This window comes from Bacillus sp. JJ1566 (assembly GCF_036962685.1).
Lineage (GTDB): Bacteria > Bacillota > Bacilli > Bacillales > Bacillaceae_L > Ferdinandcohnia.
In genome coordinates, this window is the sequence record NZ_JBALOP010000075.1 from 1 (window position 1) to 20,681 (window position 20,681).

A 20,681-nucleotide genomic window follows, 5' to 3' on the forward strand; every position below is an offset into this window, starting at 1 on the left:
CGGGCGGATAGTTACTTATGACTCTAGAGAAATCCACGAAGACACTTGGCCACAATAGGCGATATAATGATGTATTAAAAAACAACGCTCAGACAGTTCTAAGCGTTGTTTGTACGACGATCATACATATTTATTTATCCCCGTGTATTCGTAAACCCACCATCAATGCTGATAACTTCACCATTAATGTATTGAGCCGGCGATGTTAGTAAGAAGGCAACTAATTCTGCTACTTCCTCTGGTTCACCATAGCGTTTTTGAGGAACCGATTGGATTGCAGCCTGTTTAATTTCAGGTGGTTGAGATGCGAAATAAGCTTTGATCATAGGTGTTTCTGTTCCACCTGGAGCAATCGCGTTACAACGAATACCTTTACTTGCATACTCCATTACGATACTTTTGGTTAAACCTACAATGCCGTGTTTTGTAGCAGAGTAAGTAACAACACCAGCTTGGCCAATCACACCAGCTGTTGAAGATGTGTTAACGATTGAACCGCCACCGTTTTTCAACATGACATCCAATACGTATTTAACACCATATAACGCACCCATTAGGTTGATTCCAACAATTTGTTCAATTTCATCCGTTGAGACTTCGCCAAAAGGTACGCCACTTCCGGAAATCCCTGCATTATTGAAGAAGTAATCAATCGTTCCAAACTTTTCAACCGCTGCATCTACGTAAGCTTTTACATCTTCTTTTTTAGATACGTCCGCTTTTACAAAGATGGCATCAACGCCTAATTTTTTAACAAGATTAACCGTTTCAGCTCCACCTTGTTCATTGATATCGACTACTACAATATTAATACCTTCTTTTGCTAATCGAACTGCAGACGCTTGTCCTAAACCGCTTCCACCAACAGTAATAACTGCTACTTTTGATTTTGTCATGTTAAACACACCATATGTAAGTTTTATTGTTGATTTATATTATTATGCTAACATAACGAAACCTTTAATCCTTTAAAAATGCTCAACTATTGTTGTTACATAAACCGTGTATTTAATAGATAAATTTTGATACCTATTTTAAAATTTGTCTATAGCTCCTTATATCATTGCAGATTATAGCGACGGTTTTATTGTGTCTATTTTGATATAGAAGAACGGTCTTTTAGATTTTAACTAGGTAACAAAAATGTTGTGAGCAGCTACAAACGTAATTTATTCCTCATATAGAAGCAGAGAACATCATAAAAAAGGGTAATAAAGGCGTAAAAGTGGCTATTACATCGAACGTAATAGCCTTTTTGAAAGAGGTGCTCATGATGATTGTCTGTGACTGCATGATTATTTTATTCAAGAAAAATGTAAATGACAGGGCGGTATAGAAATTCTAAAAAGCAAATACATGGTTACCTATAGTGGTGGAAACTGTACGGCTTCTTAGATAAGAGCTTGATGTTTTATCGGGATTGTAAAAAAACAATGCTCCATTTGTTGGATCTTCACCATTAATCGCACGTTTGGCTGCCTCGATATGTTGTGCGTTAGGGGTGGCAGTATTGATTGCACCAGTTTCTGCAGGTGTAAATTGATAATATCCATAGCTTTTTTCAAATAAAACATCTTTAACATTATTAGGAAATAAAGGACTTTTTACACGGTTCATAATAACAGCACCCACGGCAATTTGTCCTTCAAGAGATTCTCCTCTTGCTTCACTATAGATCATTTTTGCGAGCCAATCGACTTCTTCTTGGTTATATGTTGACTGTTGTTCTAATGGTTTAGACGGGGCCGTCGTAACGGTGGAAGGGATGCTCAATGTTTGTCCTATTTGTAAAATATCCGATGATAATTGATTCATCTTCTTAATGCCATCCACCGTCGTGCCATTCCGTGTGGCAATATTGTATAAAGTATCACCCGCAACAACTTGATATGTAGTATTAGTGGTTTGGGTTGGGGCCGATTTGCCGCCTCTAGGAATTGCCAACTCCTGTCCAACCTCTAGTAAATTAGAAGATAAGTTATTGGCTTTCTTGATCGCATCTACTGACGTGCCGTTCCGTTTAGCAATACTGTATAACGTATCCCCAGAAACAACCTCATGTATCGTTTCTGATGGTTGGGGAGGGGCTGATGAACCGCCTTTAGGAATTAATAATATCTGTCCAGCCTGTAAAAAATCTGAAGACAAACGATTGGCCTTTTTGATCGCATCCACTGTTGTACCGCTCCGTGTAGCAATACTATATAAAGTATCCCCAGAAACCACTTGATAGCTAGTTTCAGTGGTTTGGGTTGGTAGCGCTGTAACGCCAGAAGGAATTGTCAACGTCTGCCCAATTTGTAGTACATCCGAAGTTAAATGATTCGCTTCTATAATGGCCGCAACCGTTGTACCGTAACGTTTCGCAATACTATATAGAGTATCGCCTGCTAATACCTTATAGGACAAAGAGGTATTCTGTGATTGTGTAACGGTATTTTTTGCTGCAGAAGCTTTTTGTGAAGGAAGCGCACCAATTCCTAGCATAGATAACAGCATTCCACCAGCCATAATTTTACAGGTTTTAATTTTTAATAAAGGCAGCTTTGTTTTGATAAAGTTAATTGCTTCATTTGCCATACTGGAATCATTCATTTTAGACAGCGTTCCTAATTCTGCAGAGAACTCTGTTGCGTTTTCATTAAGATATAAGATTAGTTCAATTCCGTTTGTTGTCTCGATTATTTTATAATGAGTAAAGGTCTCCATGAAATTCACCCTCCAATTTCCTTTTTACTATCCCCAGATATTTCATTTTTTATATTCAACATGTCGCTTGTTAAGTAAATTTCGTGAGGGTGTTATCATAAGTAAATAGTCTTGTGTTAAAAAATGGGACAAAATATTCAATTTTCTAAAAGTGATAGAATTTTCAGTATTCTATCTTGATATGACTTATCTTGCTTAGTATAATGAAACAAACCTTCCCATAAATGAAGGTTGACCAACTAGTAAACGACGAACCCAGACTAGACAGAAGGAAATAGGTGTAATTAATCGATTTGAAGGAGGAGATTCTTCGTGAAAAATCAGGTCAAATTATTACCGTTTACCATTCAGTCAGTTGTAGATCAGACGAACGAAACACCAGAGGGAGTTCAATTGGTACAGGCACCATCATTATGGGAAGATAGCAGTCAGGGGGAAGGCATTGTTATTGCGGTCATTGACACTGGGATTGACATTTCACATCCGGATCTAAGGGATCGAATTATTGCGGGACGGAATTTTACAACGGATTATAATGGAGACTCCGACGTATTTGAAGACAATAATGGCCACGGCACACATGTATCTGGGACCATAGCTGCTAGTCTTAATAACGAAGGAGTTGTAGGGGTTGCTCCGAAGGCACAAATTTTAAGCTTAAAAGCTTTGACTGGAGAAGGGGCAGGTAATTATGAATGGATCATTGATGCCATTTACTATGCAGTTGAGTGGCAAGGTCCTAACAATGAAAGAGTTCGTGTGATTTCCATGTCTCTTGGTGGCCCTGAAGACGTACCTGAATTGCATCAAGCAATTCAACATGCAGTCAATCAGAACATATCTGTCGTTGTTGCTGCGGGGAATGAAGGGGATTCCCAGGAGGATACGTTTGAGTATGCTTACCCTGGCGCATATAACGAAGTAATTTCGGTAGGAGCAGTGGACATGGATTTGCAACTTGCTCCATTTTCTAACACACACACGGAAATCGATCTTGTGGCTCCTGGGGTAAATGTGCTTTCAACGTATATGAATCGAAAATATGCAAAACTAACAGGAACCTCAATGGCGGCTCCTCATGTTGCAGGTGCTATCGCACTAATTATTCTGTTAAGTGAAAAAGAGTTTGATAGAGCGCTAAGTGAAGCAGAGATCTATGCACAACTCATCAGACGAACTGTACCATTAGGTCACAGAAAAAGCGCCGAAGGAAATGGATTTCTCCATCTAAATGTAGTAGAGAAACTACATGATATACTTACTAAATCAAGCATGAATGTTATAAATTAACTGGAAAAAAGGCCATTCCATACCGTGGTTAGGGAATGGCCCCAAAGATTACATTATGTAAGGTAACTTAATAATCTATCTAAAGAGTAGATCTCGGCATATGGTTTTATTCCTGTATCATTTTTCTTCCTATAAGGATTGAACCATATGCCCTTTATATCTGCATTTTGACAACCACCAATATCCTTTTCTATGTCATCTCCAACGAATAATGAGGCTTCTGGTTGCACATTTAGCGTATTTAATGCTAATTCGAAAATGCGTTTGTCAGGTTTACTAAATCCCACTTCTTCAGAAATAATGATTAGATCAAAAAAACGATGTAAATTTGTGGTGAGTATCTTAGCTTTCTGCCTCTGAGTTGAGCCGTTTGTTATAATGGCAATCTTAACATGCTTCTTGATAGTATTTAGTATATTTAATGTATTTTGGTTTATAGAAAAACAATTAGGAAAATAATGATTCCAAAAATCTTGAATGGAATTGCGTGGCAATCTATAATTTGGTGGAAATTCATCAAAAAATGTTTCCAAAACCTTTGTTTTATCATCGTCGCCATAGCTTCTTTTGTCATATTCCTTGAACTTTTGCAGCATTTCGTTACCCGTTGAATCGTTTACACCCTCATAACACTTCTCTAAAATCGTTAAAAACAATTTATGTATTGCTTCATCCCTATTAAGTAAGGTGTCATCTAAATCAAAAAGCATTGCTTCATAACCCCTCAAATTTCTTCACAGCCTTTCCGTTCTTTAAAAATTCCTTATTATAAGTTTAACATAAAATTCTATATAATTTACCGAAAATTCACCCAATTGGTTGTGAGCAATCAGGCTTTTACAAGCCACTTGACATCGATTGTGTTATGTTAAAAGATTTTCAAGGCTACAGTGCTAACAACACCCCAAAAACNNAATAAATCATCATGTTTTTCCTCACTTTATAATATAATGATAGTATTGTCATAGGTGTAAATTCCTAAAAATAATCTCTGAATTGAAAAAACGAATAAAGAATAACCGATTAGATGGGAAATTCATCATAACTGGTTGCGATAATCATGGTGGGAGTATCGCGCAAATTTTGTTGAAATTTGGATGGTAATTATTAAAAAAAATGATAAAATTGGTATGAAGTGTAAAACAAGGAGGCGGTGTTTAAAAGATAGTTTTGTAATTTTAATGCTAGTAAACTAAAAAAAATTAGGGGGTATGTACATGTTTAAAAAGAAGTTTGCTTTGGGCCTAGCATCTTTACTTGCTGTAAGTACTTTACTTGCTGGATGCGGTTCCAGTGAAAAAGAAAAGAGTAGTGGAAATGTTGAAAAGTCTGATTTAAAAGTTGGTATGGTTACTGACGCGGGTACAATTGATGATAAATCATTCAATCAAGGTACTTGGGAAGGTATTCTAGCAGCGAAAGAGGAGCTTGGCATTCAAGAAAAGTATCTAAAGCCATCAGGTGAAATTGAGGCTGAATATCTAAAAGAAATTGGAAATCTTTATGATGCCGGTTACAAGTTCATAGTTACACCTGGTTTTAAATTCGAAACAGCGATATACCAAGCGCAATCAAAATATGAGGATGCTAAATTTGTTATTTTAGATGGTAATCCACATAAGGGTGACTTCGTTCCAGAAGTAGCTGATAACACAGTTTCTCTTTTCTTTGCTGAACATGAATCCGGTTTCTTAGCTGGAATTGCAACAGCCTTAGAAGTAAAAAAAGGTGAAGCTGGATTTATTGGTGGAATGGAAATCCCTGCTGTTCAAAAGTTTAACTGGGGATTCCAACAAGCTATAAAATATGCTAATGAAAATTTAGGTACGAATATTACGATTAAAGCAGAGAATGTAATTTATCAAGGTTCATTTGATGACGTTGCTGCTGGTCAGCAAATTGCTGCTCAAATGTATAATAAGGGTATTAATGTAATATTTGCAGCAGCTGGTGGTGTTGGTGTTGGTGCAATTAACGAAGCAAAAACACGAGCTTCTAAAGGTGAAGAAGTTTGGATCGTTGGTGTCGACGTTGACCAATATGCAGATGGGGAATATGCAGATGGTAAATCTGTCATACTGACATCTGCTGTGAAGAATTTGGCTAATGCAACGAAAGATTTAATCAAACAACAGTTAGATGGAGAATTCCCAGGAGGAGAAACACTCACTTATAGTGTTGAAAATGATGGTGTTGGAATCCCTGAGGAAAACCCTAACCTAAGTGACGATACAATTACCAAGGTTAAAGAGATTTATGGAAAAATTAAATCAGGTGAAATTGTAGTTTCAGATGAACAAGGTGATTTAATTAAGTAAAAAGTGAATAGGGTAGTTTTGGAGATGCAATTAGCTTACTAATTCGCATCTCCTTTTTTCATGGATAAACATAAAAATCCCTCCTATGCTTATTACATAGAAGGGGTCATATCAGGTTTGATGCGTTTATTTTATACTTACTTACCTGCCAGTTGAGCTTTTTTAGTATCAACCGTTTTAAGGTCAAAGCGATCTGCATTCATGACCTTAACCCAGGCAGCAATAAAGTCACGGACAAACTTCTCTTTGTTATCATCTTGAGCGTACACTTCTGCAAGGGAACGTAGAACAGAGTTTGAACCGAATACAAGGTCTACTCTAGTTGCAGTACGTACGACCTCACCCGTTTTACGATCACGGCCCTCATAGACGTTCTCCCCTACAGGCTTCCATTGCACTCCCATGTCGAGCAAGTTCACAAAGAAATCATTTGTAAGTTGTTCTACACGATCCGTGAAAACGCCGTGCTGTGAGCCACCATAGTTTGTACCTAGAACACGCATACCACCAATTAGAACAGTCATTTCTGGTGCAGTAAGGCCAAGGAGTTGAGCCTTATCAACTAGAAGTTCTTCTGGACTGACACTAAATTGCTCCTTTTGATAGTTGCGGAAGCCATCAGCTTTCGGTTCTAGTACATCAAAGCTTTCTACATCCGTTTGCTCAAGTGTTGCATCTCCACGTCCAGGCTCAAATGGAACTGTTACATCAAAGCCTGCATCTTTTGCAGCTTTTTCGATTGCGGCAGAACCACCTAGCACAATCAAATCAGCCAGGCTGATATCGATACTTAGATCTTGTTGAATACCCTCTAATACTTGGAGCACTTGTGCAAGTTGTTCTGGTTGGTTCACTTCCCAATCCTTCTGTGGTTCTAAGCGGATGCGTGCCCCATTTGCACCACCTCGATGATCAGAGCCACGGTACGTACTTGCAGAAGCCCATGCAGTTGTTACAAGCTTACTAACTGTAAGTCCGGAGTCTAGGATTTTTGCTTTTATTTCGGCTATTTCAGTATCTGTTAAATCATAATTACCAGCTGGCACAGGATCTTGCCAGATGAAATCTTCTTCTGGAACCTCTGGGCCAAGATATCTTGCTTTAGGACCCATGTCACGGTGGATTAGCTTGAACCATCCACGAGCAAATGCATCTGCAAATTCAGCTGGATTTGCATGGAAACGACGAGAAATTTTCTCGTATTCTGGATCAAAGCGCAATGCCATATCTGCAGTGGTCATCATTGTTGGAACTTTAATGGATGGGTCCTCTACATCTGGTGCAAGATGCTCCTCGGCAGGATCAACAGCCAGCCATTGCCATGCGCCTGCAGGACTCTTTGTCAGCCACCACTCGTATCCAAACAATAGATCGAAATAACCATTATCCCACTTGGTTGGATTAGCGGTCCATGCACCCTCAATACCGCTACCGATTGTGTCACGACCGTAGCCTTTGCCGTGAGAACTTTGCCAGCCTAAGCCCATTGCTTCAATAGGAGCGGCCTCTGGCTCTGGACCCACATGGGAAGGATCTCCTGCACCGTGTGACTTACCGAAAGTATGTCCTCCTGCAATAAGTGCAACAGTTTCAGCATCGTTCATTCCCATTCTTGCAAAGGTTTCACGAATGTCCTTCGCACTTGCAATAGGATCTGGTTTCCCATTTGGACCTTCTGGGTTCACATAAATAAGTCCCATTTGAACAGCAGCAAGTGGATTTTCTAGGTCACGTTCGCCTGTATAGCGATTATCGGCAAGCCATTCTGTTTCAGCACCCCAATAGATATCTTCTTCAGGATGCCAAATGTCTGGGCGTCCTCCTCCAAATCCAATGGTTGGACCACCCATATCTTCGATGGCAACATTACCAGCTAGAACAAGCAAGTCTGCCCAAGAGATCTTATTCCCATACTTTTGCTTAATTGGCCAAAGGAGTCGTCGTGCTTTATCAAGGCTAACGTTGTCTGGCCAGCTGTTGAGTGGCGCAAAGCGTTGATTACCAGTTCCGCCACCACCTCGACCATCACCAATACGGTATGTACCAGCAGCATGCCAAGACATACGAATAAAGAATGGACCATAATGTCCATAGTCAGCAGGCCACCAATCTTGACTATCCTTCATTAGAGTACGAAGATCTTGTTTTAGAACATCGTAATCTAACTTTTTAAATTCCTCCGCGTAATCAAAGTCATCTCCCATAGGGTTCGATTTTCTGTCATGTTGATGGAGAATATTCAGGTTTAACGCATTTGGCCACCAGTCTCGATTTGTAGAACCACTTGATTTTGTACTAGTAGCGCCCCCATGAAACGGGCATCCTCCGATGTTTGCAGTGTCTTTTGTATCCATTTTTTTACATCTCTCCTTCTGTGAAATTAGTAATTTAAATCTATACATCTAGTTTTAAGAAAACTAGGATGATCACACTTTTACCTTGTGACTATTACAAAGAAGAAGGGCTGAATTGAAAGAAATATAGAATTTGGAAATTCTAGAGCATCAGGACTATTTTATTTAGATGCCTAGCAAATTATGAAAGAAACATGAGTCTTAACAATGAAGTAAATTCGTAGAGGAAAGTAAAACTATGTAACAGACATTAGAAGAATAAATGATTGTAAGTTAACTAGAAAAATTATAATATTTTGTATATTACCATTATAATGATAATGATGAAAATAAAGCAAGTCACTAGCCTACAAATTACAATTACACCCTGTATTTTCCTTAGGTTATTTCGAACGGAGGTGTACTACATAATATGAATTAGTAGGGGTTATAAACAAAGTAAATCAATGAAATGGAGAATCATGAAAATGCCAGATATAAACCATCAAACCTATATTAAAGTACCTTTAGAAAAGGATGTATAAAACAATTTCAACATATCAAGGCTGGAATGCTTGGTTTACCGATAACACATCTTTAGAAATATACCCGGATGGAACTGGTGAAATCAGATTGAGATGGACAAATTTCGGAACTGAAAATGCAAATATTGAAGATGGTGGAAAAATACTTGAAGCAACTCCAAATAAAAGATTTGTTTTTGAATGGTCCCCTGGTGAGCAAAATTCAAAAGTCACTTTTAATCTTGAACCTTATAAAGATGGAACATTAGTCGTTCTTAATGAGACGGGCTATACAAATTCTGAAAAAGACATAAAAGCTTGTATTGGATGTGCAGTAGGCTGGGGAGAAGCACTAACTCTTTTAAAGATATACTTAGAGCATGGAATTGTGTATAAACGGGATTTGTAATCAAAAATTTGCAGCTTCAGGCTAGAAGTTAGAAGGAGAAATATTGAAATGGATACATTAGTTCTTACACGAAAAGAAATAGAATCGTTGTTAAATCCAATAGAATTATATCCAGCTTTAAAGTCAGCTTTTTGTTCATACTCATTGAATCGAAAATTTGCAGCCCAAAGAGCTCGTTCTACCTTACCTAAGGAAAGTACGAGTGCAATGATTCTATTTCCCGGTCTTAGTTCAGATATTCCGGCATATACAGTCAAAAACCATTCTAAGTTTCCAACAGAATCAACCGCTATAAAAGGAGTCATTAATCTTCATGATCTAGAAACAGGGCAGTTATTAGCAATTATGGACTCTACATATATTACAGCAGTGCGCACAGGGTTATCAGGTGCAATGGGTACTCATATTTTAGCTAGAGAGAACGCAAAGAATATTTGTATTATTGGTGCAGGAGTTCAAGGGAAGCTTCAACTTCGTTCACTTCAATATGTTAGGGATTTTTCAAAAGTCTTTGTTTATGATACATCTATTGAAAAAGCTAAATCCTTTGTTGAAGAGATGCAAGAAGAATGTAAGATATCAATGGTTATTTGCAATAGTATAGAAGAAGCTGTAAGAGAATCAGATATTATTATTACTGCAACATGGGCCAGAGAACCTTTCATTTTTTCAAATATGATTAAAAAAGGAGTTCATATCACATCGTTAGGTTCAGATGAGCCTGGTAAATGTGAAGTTAGTGCGGAGTTAATACAGCAATCACTATTTGTTTGTGATGACCGTCAACTTGCTGTGCAAACGGGGGCCATTGGAGGAGTAGGATTATCTGAAGATTCCATTCATGCTGAAATAGGTGAGGTTATCACTAACGACAAATTAGGGAGAAAAAACGATGAACAAGTGACAATATATGGTTCAGTCGGATTAGCATTTCAAGATTTAGTAGGTGCTTGGCATGTTTATCAAAAAGCAAAAAAATTTAAAATAGGGCGTTATATAAATTTTTTAGATTAATCGAGACTCAAGGGAAGGATAATTATCGTTGAAGGAGCTAGTAAAATGATCATAATGATAAACGGAGCTTTTGGAGTAGGTAAAACGACAATTGCGAAAGTGCTTCAAAAAGAAATAAAGAATAGTATGTTATACGATCCTGAAGAGATAGGTTTCATGTTAAGAAACGTAATTCCAGACGAAATAAAAAGACTTGAAGCAAAAACAGGCGATTTTCAAGATTTGCATTTGTGGAAAGAATTAACTGTTGAGGTAGCAAAACGGATAATTGCAACATATAAAATGAACCTTATTGTACCTATGACAATTCGTAAACCAGAATACTTTCAAAATACATATTATGGTTTCAAAAATATCGATGAGCAAACATATCATTTTTGTTTGACAGCTAGTAAAGAAACTATTTATGAAAGGCTAAGGCAACGTGGTGAAGAAGAAGGAAATTGGTGTTTTCAACAAACGGAGAAATGTTTGGAAGCATTTAAGGAATACGACTTTGGAGAGTACATAGACACTGAAAAGGTTAGCATCAATGTCATTATTGACAATATTAAAGCAAAGCTAGCTATTTTTTAGAGGTAATATTGTTTAATAGAGCGGGATCTTACCCGTTTTTTTATTGCAAACTTATTAATATATTGAATAAAATACTAGTGACTCACATAATTATTGATAATTGAATACTTTTGAAATATTGTGTAGGTTATTTTAGAATGGAGCTTCAATGAATTGAAAGCGCTTTAAATACTAATTGGGAGGTTTTATTATGTCAAATTTTGATGTAGCACAATTAGCACACGTAGAACTATATTCTCCAAAGCCAGAAGAGACGCTGAAGTTTTTTACCGATTATCTTGGCTTGCAAATTAGTTGGAGAGAAGGCCAGTCTGTTTATCTAAGGGCATATGAAGATTTTTATCATCATACCTTAAAAATTACCGAAGCTAAGGAAGCGGGTATGGGACATGCTGCCTGGAGGACTAGCTCTGAAGCTGCATTATATCAAAGAGTACAATCCCTTGAAAAAAGTGGATATGGGAAGGGTTGGATTGACGGAGACCATGGACATGGTGCTGCGTATCAGTTCCAAACACCGGATGGACATAATATGGAACTTCTTTGGAATGTTGAGTATTTTGAAGCTCCAGACGATCAAAAGACAATGCTGAAGAGCCGCCCACAAAAAAGGCCAAACATCGGGATTCCAGCTAGACGCTTAGATCATATTAATCTAATGTGTGAAAATGTTACAAAAAATAAACATTTCATGGCTGATGAATTAGGCTTCAAGCTTCGAGAAAATATTATCATGAATGATGGGGCCGAGATGGGTGCATGGATGAGTGTTAGCCCACTTGTGCATGAAATTGCGCTTATGGGAGACCAAAGTGGTGAAAGAGGAAGATTCCATCATGTTGCGTATTGGTATGGATACCCTCAACATTTAATGGATCTTGCAGATTTACTAGTAGAAAATGGTTTTCAAATCGAAGCTGGGCCAGGGAAGCATGGGATAAGTCAGGCGTACTTTATGTATGTTTTTGAGCCAGGCGGAAACCGTGTTGAGTTGTTTGGAGATACCGGTTATTTAATATTGGATCCAGATTGGAAAACAATTACTTGGAAAGAGGAAGAATTGGATAAGGGTATTATTTGGTATGGTTCTCCACTCCCTCAAGAATATTTCCTTTATGGGACACCGGATAGATCATCCGTTAAAGTAAAATAAAGTGAGAACCTAGATTCTCATTCTGAGTTTGTTGTAAATACATAAAACCGAATTTGCGGAGTTTAGTTTGCAAAGATCATCAAATGATGGTCTTTATTTTTTTGAGGGTGAAATCTGGAATATTATGCTAATATTAAGCTAAAATCATCTTGATAGGGGTACTAAAAGACGGGACCATGACCAATTGTTCATCTTCAACGCTTATAAGGAGATGATATTAGAAAAATGAGGGGATATAATGGGGATTTTTGAAATAATCATTATTATGCTTGTATATGGCGGTCTATTTTTATTTACATTGCAATCCATTTCTTCAAAAAATAAAATATCAGTTTATGTAAAATCAGTATTCCTAATTATTTTGTATGGTTTTATTTCTACTATCATTTGGTTCACTTTCAAAGCGGAAGAATATCATATTAATAACCATAGCGGATATGAACCGATTAGTTATACAGGTGAGGCAATTTTAATGATAGTTGGTTTAAGCATCTATAGCTTACTACTATTAATGTTTATTCTGAAAAGAAAGAGGCATTCGATTGATTCTTAATGTTGTGATACTAATGTTAATAAAGGTATTTTTGGAATATGATGTGATCCAAAAACTATACACATTCATGTGGTTAAATACCCTCGCTAAACAACATGAATTACAACTATGTATGTTGAAGGGGTGTGAAATTTGAAAACGAGAAAAGATGCGATTAAATACTGTTTGAAATTGGAAAACACATATGAAGATTATCCATTTAATGATAAGAATTGGACATTAATGCGACATAAAGATAACAGGAAAGTATTCGCGTGGATATTTAATAAAGATGACCATATTTTGATTAATCTGAAATGTGAACCTGATTGGTTGGATTTCTATCGACAGAATTACCCTTCAATAGTTCCTGCTTTTCACCTTAATAAAGATCATTGGAATTCCATCATTCTTGATGGAACAATTCCAGAGGGTATTATTTATGACCTGATTGGACGTAGCTATCATTTAACAAAACAAAAATATAAGTCCAGGTAATCTCCAACTCATACTGAAAAAAAGGCGAAATCTATACATACACCCAAAAAAAGTGAAAATTTATCCTAATTAAGTTTTATCATGAAATTTACTAATAGCAGCAGTTGCGACCGCTGATGCAAAATCGCCAATTACACGTAAAAGTCCAATAATAATTTCCATTAAAACAACTCCTCTGGATATTAGTCTATTATATACCAAATAAAGGGAGTTTAGTTAGGGTTTGATAAATGGAAACAGTACATAATGAACAAACCGTACTGGTTAATTTAATAAAGTTGATTTTTTAGGTCGATAAAAAGAAGGAATATAATGGAAAGTGTCGAAATAGGAATATAGACAGGTAACGACAATAAATCGAAAGGAGGCATAAGACAGTGGATAAATTATGGAATAACTCTTCAAAATAAAATTTTTGAGGAGGAAATATAAGTGAAAATTAACTTTAATAATAGTAAAAAGATAAATATAGAACAATTGGAAAAATTATACAATGATGTACAATGGTATGCTTATACAAATGATTTAGAAGTTCTTCAACAAGCCTTGTTCGAGTCGTTAGATGTTTTATCTGCGTGGGATGGAGAAGAATTAGTAGGTTTAATACGGGTTGTTGGTGACGGATTAACAATCATTTATATTCAAGATATACTAGTATTAAATGCTTATCAAAATCAAGGAATTGCTTCTCAACTAATACAGCAAATTCTGAATAAGTATAGCAATGTTCGTCAAAAAGTCCTATTAACGGAAGAAGCACCAGACGTAAGGCACTTTTATGAAAAGAATGATTTCCACTCTTGCGATAAGGGTTCTACAGTTGCGTTTGCTAAGTTTAATTAGAGTTATTCATTCGAATATTAGTTAACTAACAAATGTTGCACTTTTAAATTAGGTGCAACATTTGTTTAACTACATTGCGAGAGTTTGTAAAAATATTTTCTTAAAGGGCGCTAATCTTCAAGAAGGAGAAGTGCTTTTTTTGCTGTAAAATGATGTAAGTAGGGATCATCAAATGATGGTCTTTATTTTTTGGGGGAAATGGTTGGAATATTATGTTAATATTTAATTGGTAAATATTTGAGAAAAGATTGGTTTTTTATACAGGACAAGGGGGAAAGATGGCTTTATTATTTTGGATAACTGTCGGCTTTATCATCATGGGATTTATTGTTCTCGTTTTAATAAAAAGAAATATCGAAAGTAAGGAAAGTTTATCTTCTCAACACACTGTTTGGTGGATTGCAGGAACCACAGTTTGGGGAATTGTGAATATCATACTTCTAGTGTGGTTGCTAACAAAAATTTTATGAGTATTTGATGATATCTAAAAGAGGAGTAATATGGTGGACAAATTGAATGAAAATGAAATTTTGCAAAAAGTAAAGCTCGTTTTTCATATTTTAATCTTTTTAATAGGTTTTATAAGCGTTGTATTACATATCGTCTATTCTCCTGCACCTTGGGTATCTACAACAAAATTTACAATTCATTCAAATCTTATTGTTTCCTTAACTTTCTTATTAAGCAGTTTATTAATGTTAATGAGGAAGAAACAGATTCCCATGTTGGATTTTCTTAAAAACTGTTCCATTATTTATATGGCTGTAAATATACTTACCTATCATTTTCTTCTCGCAAGTGGTGGGGAATATGATGGAATTCGGATTATTTCCAACTTCACTCTTCATTACTTAATGCCGACACTAGTCTTTTTTAATTGGCTCATATTTGAAATTAAGAAAAAATACAGTTATAAGTTCATCTTCTGTTGGATGATTTACCCTTTATTTTATACGGTTGTTTCATTGATAAGAGGCTTGTTTGATGGTTTTTATCCTTATTTCTTTTTAAATCCTAAAGGAGAAATTCCAGTAGGTGTTGGCAGTTATACTAATGTTGCAATGTTCATTGCCGCTTTTTTATTTGTTTTTATCAATCATGGATTTGTATTGGTCGCTTTAAATAGATTATTTCTATATATTAATAAAAAATCGATCAATCAAGCAAACATCATGTAAGTAAACCGATGATAAAAAATAGAGGTTATCAGAATTAAAGAAGGGAAGAATCCTTTTGGTACAAAAGATACTGGAATTACTTAATAGTATATATCCTGTAAATTTAACTAAAGTTGAATCGGTGACTAATGAGATGTTTAGGTGTACAGCTGCAGAAGGTTATTACTTCGCGAGAATTACAAATTATAAAAGTTATGATGAACAGTTAGAAGAAGTTAATTATACGGATTTCTTATTTAAAGAAGGATTAGGTGTATCTCCATCCATATCTTCAGTAAATGGTAATGTAGTAGAAAATATTACTCTCGGCAACAAAGAAATCTTAACAGTTCTTTATAAAGCAGCTCCTGGAGTACACCTACCAAGAAATAAATGGAATGCAGGTGTATTAGAAGAATTAGGTCGGCAAATCGGGAAATTACATCGTCTGTCCAAGAAGTTTGAAGAAATATATCCAATTAGATATGTCAACGATTGGAATGATAATGAGGAATATGGTTTTCTTAAATATATTCCTAAAGAAGAAAGTGCTATTAGACATATAGCACAAGATGTTTTATCAACAATAAAAATGATCCCTAAAAATAATTCGAATTATGGATTGTTACACGGTGATTTGTGGTTAGAAAATATATTGGTTGATAACGAATCGAATTTGGCAATGGTCGATTTTCAAGATTGTGAGAAACATTTTTATATTTTTGATTTAGCTGTTCCAATCTATAGTGCGTTGGAGTATTCGTTTGTAGGTGGAGGTAACATAGTTGAATATGGACGGGGTATTACAAAAGCAATCATCGAAGGATACCAAGAGGAAAATGAACTGCCCCCTGAAATGCTAGAAAAACTTCCACTATTTATAAAATTAAAAGAAGTATTTGAATACAGCTTAATGCACATGTACTGGAATAAAGAAAAGTTAACTGAAGCACAGATAAGAATAATGAACCATTATAGAATGAGACTTGAACTTAATCATTCCATTCTTACTATTTAACCTAAACTATTTCTAAGGGAAATTAACATGTCATTGTAAAGTCATAAGTGTTAATAATAACAAGAAAAGAGGCTCCAGAATGAATTGGATATACCTTGTATTTTTATTTGTTATGATAGGGTTTGGACTTTGGGGATTGGTAGCTAGAGCGAAATGGTTAGAGGAGCAATCTAATAAAATACGAAATGAAAAAAATTCAAACAGATAATAGGAGAGAGTAGCGATTGCTGAACAAGGCAGTCGCTTTTTCTGTTTTTGGAGCAGCAAAGTTTTGTGGGTATTTGGAATATTATGTTAATATGAATGTTAGATTGAAAAAACAAACAAATCATCAAAAGGGAAGGACTTTGCATACTTGGAAAAAAGGATCGTTTTTGTTTTATTCAAGAACGCTTTGAAAAATTGAAAACGAATCAAAATCTTTTATTAAAAGTAGTTAAAGGTGGGAATCACAATTTAGAGCCTGATAATGAACCGTTGAAATCTATTGAACTAATAAAAAGTGTAATTTCTGATATGAGTGTGTTTTAAAAAATTACCGTTGTGTCAATTAGAGGTAGAATAAATTGAAAAGGAGGTCGGACAGTGGAATTTATAATAACCTTTGTCATAATAATCATAGCTATTACTTGTGTTTCAATTGACGGGAAGTTAAGGAAAATCACTGAACAAAAAGAACAAATCATCGATTTGCTAAAACAAGGAAAAGAAATATAAGGGGAACGAATTTGTATGATTAAAGGAATTCATAGATTATATGTTCAAGATGATTCAATTCATAATGTATATGTGGCCATATCAAATAGAGGAATATATTGTTCCCAGGGTGATAAAGGTCCTCGTTTAATAAATATACGTTCAATGACGAAAAGTATTGTTTCACTTTTAATTGGTATTGCCTTAAAACAAGAATATATAGAGTCACTTGAAACTCCGATTCATCACTTCCTACCTAATGCTCCTAGCCAAATATCAATTAGAGATTTACTTACAATGAGTTCTGGCTTCGATATCGATGACAAAGACTTATATGGATTGGTTCAAAAAAGTAATGATTGGGTAAGAGATATTTTAAACCTTCCAGTAAAAGGAAGAGGTACATTTAGATACAAAGGAGTTGATTATCACCTCCTATCTGCAATTATAAGTAATTCAACTGGTTCAACGTTGTCCCAATTTGCACAGAAAAATCTTTTTTCACCACTCGGAATTACAGATGTTGAATGGGAAAGTGATCCCCAAGGTATAACTGTCGGGAGTTCCGGTTTAAAGATAACATTTAATAATTTAATAAAAATATCTCAAATACTTGTTAATAATGGTTTAGAACATACAAATGAAATTATACCTAATGATTGGATCAAGGTGTCTACTACCAATGGTATCCCAACAAATATAAGCTACGGTGACTATGGTTTTGGCTGGTGGATAAAAACGTATAAGGAAAGTAAAGTTTTTCGAGCTTTAGGTTCAGGTGGTCAACAAATTCTCATTTATCCGAAGGAAAGAATTTCAATTCTTGTAACTGCTGACCCAAAAACGTTTAATCACTTAAAGAGTGAAGCATTATCAAATAAGATTCTTGATACAATTACTAAAAATAGATAGTCTGCTTTAATGTAAGCGATTGTTTATGTTCGGGAGAGTGAGTAACGTGGTACTTCTGGATGAGGTAGTAAATACATTAGATGAAGAGTTTAATATAAAGTCCTTTGGTAAAGACCCTGCATTTAGTCGATTTATACCTAATGTCTATGATGCTGTACAGTTCGATTGGAAATCTATGTTTGAGGATGATTTCGCTGAATTGTTTAATGGCCTCATGCTGAAGGGTTCCTCTGAAATAAGTAAGGTTTTTCTGGCTGTGTTTCCAACTGATTATGTTTTAGAGAGATTCATAAACGAAAGTACTGAAGGTGATTTGTTATTTATGCATCATCCTCTGCTAATGGAATGTGGAGACCCAAATGGAAAATGGGGTAAAGGCTTTGTTCCAATCAAAGAAGAGTTTATAAATAAAATAAGGGATAATAACTTATCTGTTTATACTTGCCACATGCCCTTAGATTATCACAAGCAGTTAGGAACAAGTGTATCGATAGCCAAAGCGTTAAATGCCAATATTGTTGACGGTTTTTTACCAAATGAACAAGGTGACAATCTTGTCTTAATTTGTAATGTTGAAGAGACGAATACTGATGATTTAGAACAGAACTTAAAAGAAATCTTTGAACTTTCCTATGTTGATTTTGAAGGTAAGCGTTTAAATCAAATCCATAAAATTGCAATTGTTGCTGGATGTGGGGATAAGGTTGAATGGATGAAAGAAGCGGAAAACAGAGGTGTTCAAGCTTATATCACAGGTGAAATTCATTGTCATATTGATACCGATTATGGAAAAATGAAATATGAAAAGATGATGGGTTACGTAAATGACACAACTATGTCGCTTATTGGCGTATCACATTCAGCATCAGAATATCTTGTAAAAAAGACATTAATAAAAGATTGGTTTGAAAGCACCTTTGGTCTTAAAACGATCATACTTCCACAGGAAAAATGGTGGCTATAACAGGTTTTGTGAAAAATGTCCAAAGATTAAATCGCTTGTTTTTTGAAAATATTGAAAAATGGACTAGGCTTGTTAAGAAATTTTTTAAAACAGAGATGACGAATATAGAAATAATTATGTTTATAAATAAGGTGGTTATATGATGTCAACTGTTTATCGTTCGAATACATATATTCCAGAATTAGTTCAGACAAGCAAGAATTTAGCTAAAAGAAATTGTTTTGAGCATTCCTGTTCAGACGAGGCGGGAAGGTTATTATCAGTTCTTGTGGGACAAATCACGACAGGAAAAATCCTTGAAGTTGGCACTGGTTATGGTGTGGGGAGTTCTTGGATACTTTCATCTATGGCTCCAACAGTAAAATTTACTTCAGTTGATCATTCAGGAGAAAAAATTGATGCAGTAGCTAGTAATATCAGACATAACCATGCAGAATTCATTTGCGGAGATTGGAAGGAGGCTATTGCAAAAGGTCCTTTTCAGTTTGTTTTTGCGGATGCAGCGGCTGCAAAAACGTTTGAAGGAGAGCTACTATTCAATACACTGGAAATCGGTGGAATGTTATTCATGGATGATTTTACCCCTGAAGAATATTTTCCAGAAGAGTGGAGAGGTAAACCCGATAAAGTTAGGGAATATTGGCTAAATCATAACGGATTGGTTGCAACGGAAATTTACTTAACACCAACCTCATCTGCTATCCTTGCAACTAGGGTTAAATAAATCATTTCCATTCCCTGAATATGAGGTAGTTAAGTGAAATTAGGATTGAAACTAGATGAAGTATGATTAGAGAGGGCATACCCAGAATGACAGAAAGATTTCCTTTAATTGAACAAGATATACAATATGAACGCCTTTCAAGGCAAATCGAATTGAACATATAGGTAGAATATAAGGATATATAGATTGTATTTAGAAGGAGAGTTACTATAATATGGGTCATAGTATTGGACTTTCAGGAAGTGTAATTATGTCAGATCCTGAAAAGTTCCCTTTATTATTTAGTAAGAAAAATGTAAATCATATTGAGATTGGTGAGTTTCCAAGCGAAGAGTCTTTTAATTATTTTTTAGAACTATTAAATGAAAAAAATGTAACATTCGGTCTACACTCTCCGCTATACAGAAATCAAAGTAAATATGATTTATTGGAAATGGTACATTATGAACCTGAACAGGCTTGGGAACAGTTTGAATCAGAAGTTAAATTTATGTCCCAGTTGGGGGCTGCGTACATTTTAGTGCACTTTCCTTANNTATTCTATAGATATTGTGTGTGAACCGAAACTAGGTCTTAACAGATCTTCGTTTGGAATTAGAGCACTTGATAAGTTTCCAATTGAAATTTGGGACAATTATGGAATAAAACTTTGCATTGACATAGGGGATTATTTATTAGCGACTGGCGATAATGTGATGGATTATATGGAGAAGTGGAAGAAGCATATAAAGGTTGTCCATTTACACAATGTAGAGTTTCACAATAATAAATACATTTGGGTACCTGTTCACCCGTCACATGAAATAGACAATTTACATTTTAGAGTAAAAGATTTAATACGTAAACTTTCCTTTAATTCGGATGTGTTTTTTGTTTTTGAACATACGCCACATACAAACCCAACAGAAATATTTGTCAATGAGGGAATTAATTGGGTGAAGGAAATAATTGGAAGTTAACCGAAAATATGATTACGAACGGGAGCGATGATCAAAAAGGATTATCGCTTAT

The 20,681-nt window shown here is 35.5% G+C and carries 22 protein-coding genes; 18 read left to right on the forward strand and 4 right to left on the reverse strand.

Annotation, left to right across the window (positions count from 1 at the left end):
* Window positions 1-134: 134 nt before the first annotated feature.
* Both V7112_RS23015 and V7112_RS23020 read right to left on the reverse strand, forming a co-directional pair.
* Window positions 135-896: an SDR family NAD(P)-dependent oxidoreductase gene (locus V7112_RS23015; RefSeq protein ID WP_335424181.1), complete on the reverse strand. Its 762-nt coding sequence runs from the start codon at window positions 894-896 to the stop codon at window positions 135-137.
* Between the two features lie 445 nt (window positions 897-1,341).
* Window positions 1,342-2,709 (reverse strand): LysM peptidoglycan-binding domain-containing protein, encoded by a 1,368-nt coding sequence (locus V7112_RS23020; protein ID WP_335424183.1) that lies wholly within the window; start codon window positions 2,707-2,709, stop codon window positions 1,342-1,344.
* Window positions 2,710-3,021: 312 nt separating this feature from the next.
* Between V7112_RS23020 and V7112_RS23025 the strand changes: the two genes are divergently transcribed.
* Window positions 3,022-3,999, forward strand: a complete 978-nt coding sequence (locus V7112_RS23025; RefSeq protein ID WP_335424185.1) for a S8 family peptidase — start codon at window positions 3,022-3,024, stop codon at window positions 3,997-3,999.
* 53 nt (window positions 4,000-4,052) lie between these two features.
* Here the strand turns inward: V7112_RS23025 and V7112_RS23030 are convergent, their stop codons facing one another.
* Window positions 4,053-4,709 carry an HAD family hydrolase gene (locus V7112_RS23030; RefSeq protein ID WP_335424187.1) on the reverse strand — a complete coding sequence of 219 codons (657 nt, stop codon included), beginning with the start codon at window positions 4,707-4,709 and terminating at the stop codon, window positions 4,053-4,055.
* 507 nt (window positions 4,710-5,216) lie between these two features.
* Between V7112_RS23030 and V7112_RS23035 the strand changes: the two genes are divergently transcribed.
* Window positions 5,217-6,317 carry a BMP family lipoprotein gene (locus tag V7112_RS23035; RefSeq protein ID WP_335424189.1) on the forward strand — a complete coding sequence of 367 codons (1,101 nt, stop codon included), beginning with the start codon at window positions 5,217-5,219 and terminating at the stop codon, window positions 6,315-6,317.
* A gap of 137 nt (window positions 6,318-6,454) precedes the next feature.
* Here V7112_RS23035 and katG read toward each other — a convergent pair whose 3' ends face one another.
* The gene (gene katG / locus V7112_RS23040; protein WP_335424191.1) at window positions 6,455-8,671 is read right to left on the reverse strand and encodes a catalase/peroxidase HPI; all 2,217 of its coding nucleotides are present in this window, start codon (window positions 8,669-8,671) and stop codon (window positions 6,455-6,457) included.
* 516 nt (window positions 8,672-9,187) lie between these two features.
* On the opposite strand from katG, the gene V7112_RS23045 reads away from it, so the two are divergent.
* The 16 genes from V7112_RS23045 (at window position 9,188) to V7112_RS23120 (ending at window position 20,629) form a co-directional block, all read left to right on the forward strand.
* The gene (locus V7112_RS23045) at window positions 9,188-9,583 is read left to right on the forward strand and encodes an SRPBCC family protein (protein WP_335424193.1); all 396 of its coding nucleotides are present in this window, start codon (window positions 9,188-9,190) and stop codon (window positions 9,581-9,583) included.
* A gap of 48 nt (window positions 9,584-9,631) precedes the next feature.
* The gene (locus V7112_RS23050; RefSeq protein WP_335424195.1) at window positions 9,632-10,597 is read left to right on the forward strand and encodes an ornithine cyclodeaminase family protein; all 966 of its coding nucleotides are present in this window, start codon (window positions 9,632-9,634) and stop codon (window positions 10,595-10,597) included.
* A gap of 24 nt (window positions 10,598-10,621) precedes the next feature.
* Window positions 10,622-11,173, forward strand: coding sequence for an AAA family ATPase (locus tag V7112_RS23055; protein ID WP_335424219.1), 552 nt, complete (start codon window positions 10,622-10,624; stop codon window positions 11,171-11,173).
* 190 nt (window positions 11,174-11,363) lie between these two features.
* Window positions 11,364-12,326 carry a catechol 2,3-dioxygenase gene (locus tag V7112_RS23060; RefSeq protein WP_335424197.1) on the forward strand — a complete coding sequence of 321 codons (963 nt, stop codon included), beginning with the start codon at window positions 11,364-11,366 and terminating at the stop codon, window positions 12,324-12,326.
* A gap of 238 nt (window positions 12,327-12,564) precedes the next feature.
* On the forward strand, window positions 12,565-12,879 hold the full coding sequence (locus V7112_RS23065) for a peptide ABC transporter permease (RefSeq protein ID WP_335424199.1): 315 nt from the start codon (window positions 12,565-12,567) through the stop codon (window positions 12,877-12,879).
* A 132-nt stretch (window positions 12,880-13,011) separates the two neighbouring features.
* Window positions 13,012-13,356: an MmcQ/YjbR family DNA-binding protein gene (locus V7112_RS23070; RefSeq protein WP_335424201.1), complete on the forward strand. Its 345-nt coding sequence runs from the start codon at window positions 13,012-13,014 to the stop codon at window positions 13,354-13,356.
* Between the two features lie 432 nt (window positions 13,357-13,788).
* Window positions 13,789-14,199 (forward strand): GNAT family N-acetyltransferase, encoded by a 411-nt coding sequence (locus tag V7112_RS23075; protein WP_335424203.1) that lies wholly within the window; start codon window positions 13,789-13,791, stop codon window positions 14,197-14,199.
* A gap of 278 nt (window positions 14,200-14,477) precedes the next feature.
* The gene (locus tag V7112_RS23080) at window positions 14,478-14,669 is read left to right on the forward strand and encodes a hypothetical protein (RefSeq protein WP_335424205.1); all 192 of its coding nucleotides are present in this window, start codon (window positions 14,478-14,480) and stop codon (window positions 14,667-14,669) included.
* A gap of 33 nt (window positions 14,670-14,702) precedes the next feature.
* Window positions 14,703-15,377, forward strand: a complete 675-nt coding sequence (locus tag V7112_RS23085) for a Pr6Pr family membrane protein (RefSeq protein WP_335424207.1) — start codon at window positions 14,703-14,705, stop codon at window positions 15,375-15,377.
* 49 nt (window positions 15,378-15,426) lie between these two features.
* On the forward strand, window positions 15,427-16,374 hold the full coding sequence (locus V7112_RS23090) for a phosphotransferase enzyme family protein (RefSeq protein WP_335424221.1): 948 nt from the start codon (window positions 15,427-15,429) through the stop codon (window positions 16,372-16,374).
* A 79-nt stretch (window positions 16,375-16,453) separates the two neighbouring features.
* Window positions 16,454-16,582 carry a hypothetical protein gene (locus V7112_RS23095; RefSeq protein WP_335424208.1) on the forward strand — a complete coding sequence of 43 codons (129 nt, stop codon included), beginning with the start codon at window positions 16,454-16,456 and terminating at the stop codon, window positions 16,580-16,582.
* Between the two features lie 377 nt (window positions 16,583-16,959).
* Window positions 16,960-17,091, forward strand: a complete 132-nt coding sequence (locus tag V7112_RS23100; protein ID WP_335424209.1) for a hypothetical protein — start codon at window positions 16,960-16,962, stop codon at window positions 17,089-17,091.
* 15 nt (window positions 17,092-17,106) lie between these two features.
* Entirely contained in the window at window positions 17,107-17,982 is an 876-nt protein-coding gene (locus V7112_RS23105) for a serine hydrolase domain-containing protein (RefSeq protein WP_335424211.1), read from the forward strand.
* A gap of 46 nt (window positions 17,983-18,028) precedes the next feature.
* Window positions 18,029-18,946, forward strand: coding sequence for a Nif3-like dinuclear metal center hexameric protein (locus tag V7112_RS23110; protein ID WP_335424213.1), 918 nt, complete (start codon window positions 18,029-18,031; stop codon window positions 18,944-18,946).
* Window positions 18,947-19,088: 142 nt separating this feature from the next.
* A complete protein-coding gene (locus V7112_RS23115; protein ID WP_335424215.1) occupies window positions 19,089-19,670 on the forward strand; it encodes an O-methyltransferase in 582 nt (193 codons plus the stop codon).
* A 704-nt stretch (window positions 19,671-20,374) separates the two neighbouring features.
* Window positions 20,375-20,629 carry a hypothetical protein gene (locus tag V7112_RS23120; RefSeq protein WP_335424217.1) on the forward strand — a complete coding sequence of 85 codons (255 nt, stop codon included), beginning with the start codon at window positions 20,375-20,377 and terminating at the stop codon, window positions 20,627-20,629.
* Window positions 20,630-20,681 lie beyond the last annotated feature (52 nt).

Coding starts and splice junctions, on each gene's coding strand:
- V7112_RS23015 (WP_335424181.1), bottom strand. CDS start 896: ATGACAAAATCAAAAGTAGCAGTTATTACTGTTGGTGGAAGCGGTTTA.
- V7112_RS23020 (WP_335424183.1), bottom strand. CDS start 2,709: ATGGAGACCTTTACTCATTATAAAATAATCGAGACAACAAACGGAATT.
- V7112_RS23030 (WP_335424187.1), bottom strand. CDS start 4,709: ATGCTTTTTGATTTAGATGACACCTTACTTAATAGGGATGAAGCAATA.
- V7112_RS23035 (WP_335424189.1), top strand. CDS start 5,217: ATGTTTAAAAAGAAGTTTGCTTTGGGCCTAGCATCTTTACTTGCTGTA.
- katG (WP_335424191.1), bottom strand. CDS start 8,671: ATGGATACAAAAGACACTGCAAACATCGGAGGATGCCCGTTTCATGGG.
- V7112_RS23045 (WP_335424193.1), top strand. CDS start 9,188: ATGTATAAAACAATTTCAACATATCAAGGCTGGAATGCTTGGTTTACC.
- V7112_RS23050 (WP_335424195.1), top strand. CDS start 9,632: ATGGATACATTAGTTCTTACACGAAAAGAAATAGAATCGTTGTTAAAT.
- V7112_RS23060 (WP_335424197.1), top strand. CDS start 11,364: ATGTCAAATTTTGATGTAGCACAATTAGCACACGTAGAACTATATTCT.
- V7112_RS23065 (WP_335424199.1), top strand. CDS start 12,565: ATGGGGATTTTTGAAATAATCATTATTATGCTTGTATATGGCGGTCTA.
- V7112_RS23080 (WP_335424205.1), top strand. CDS start 14,478: ATGGCTTTATTATTTTGGATAACTGTCGGCTTTATCATCATGGGATTT.
- V7112_RS23095 (WP_335424208.1), top strand. CDS start 16,454: ATGAATTGGATATACCTTGTATTTTTATTTGTTATGATAGGGTTTGGA.
- V7112_RS23105 (WP_335424211.1), top strand. CDS start 17,107: ATGATTAAAGGAATTCATAGATTATATGTTCAAGATGATTCAATTCAT.
- V7112_RS23115 (WP_335424215.1), top strand. CDS start 19,089: ATGTCAACTGTTTATCGTTCGAATACATATATTCCAGAATTAGTTCAG.
- V7112_RS23120 (WP_335424217.1), top strand. CDS start 20,375: ATGGAGAAGTGGAAGAAGCATATAAAGGTTGTCCATTTACACAATGTA.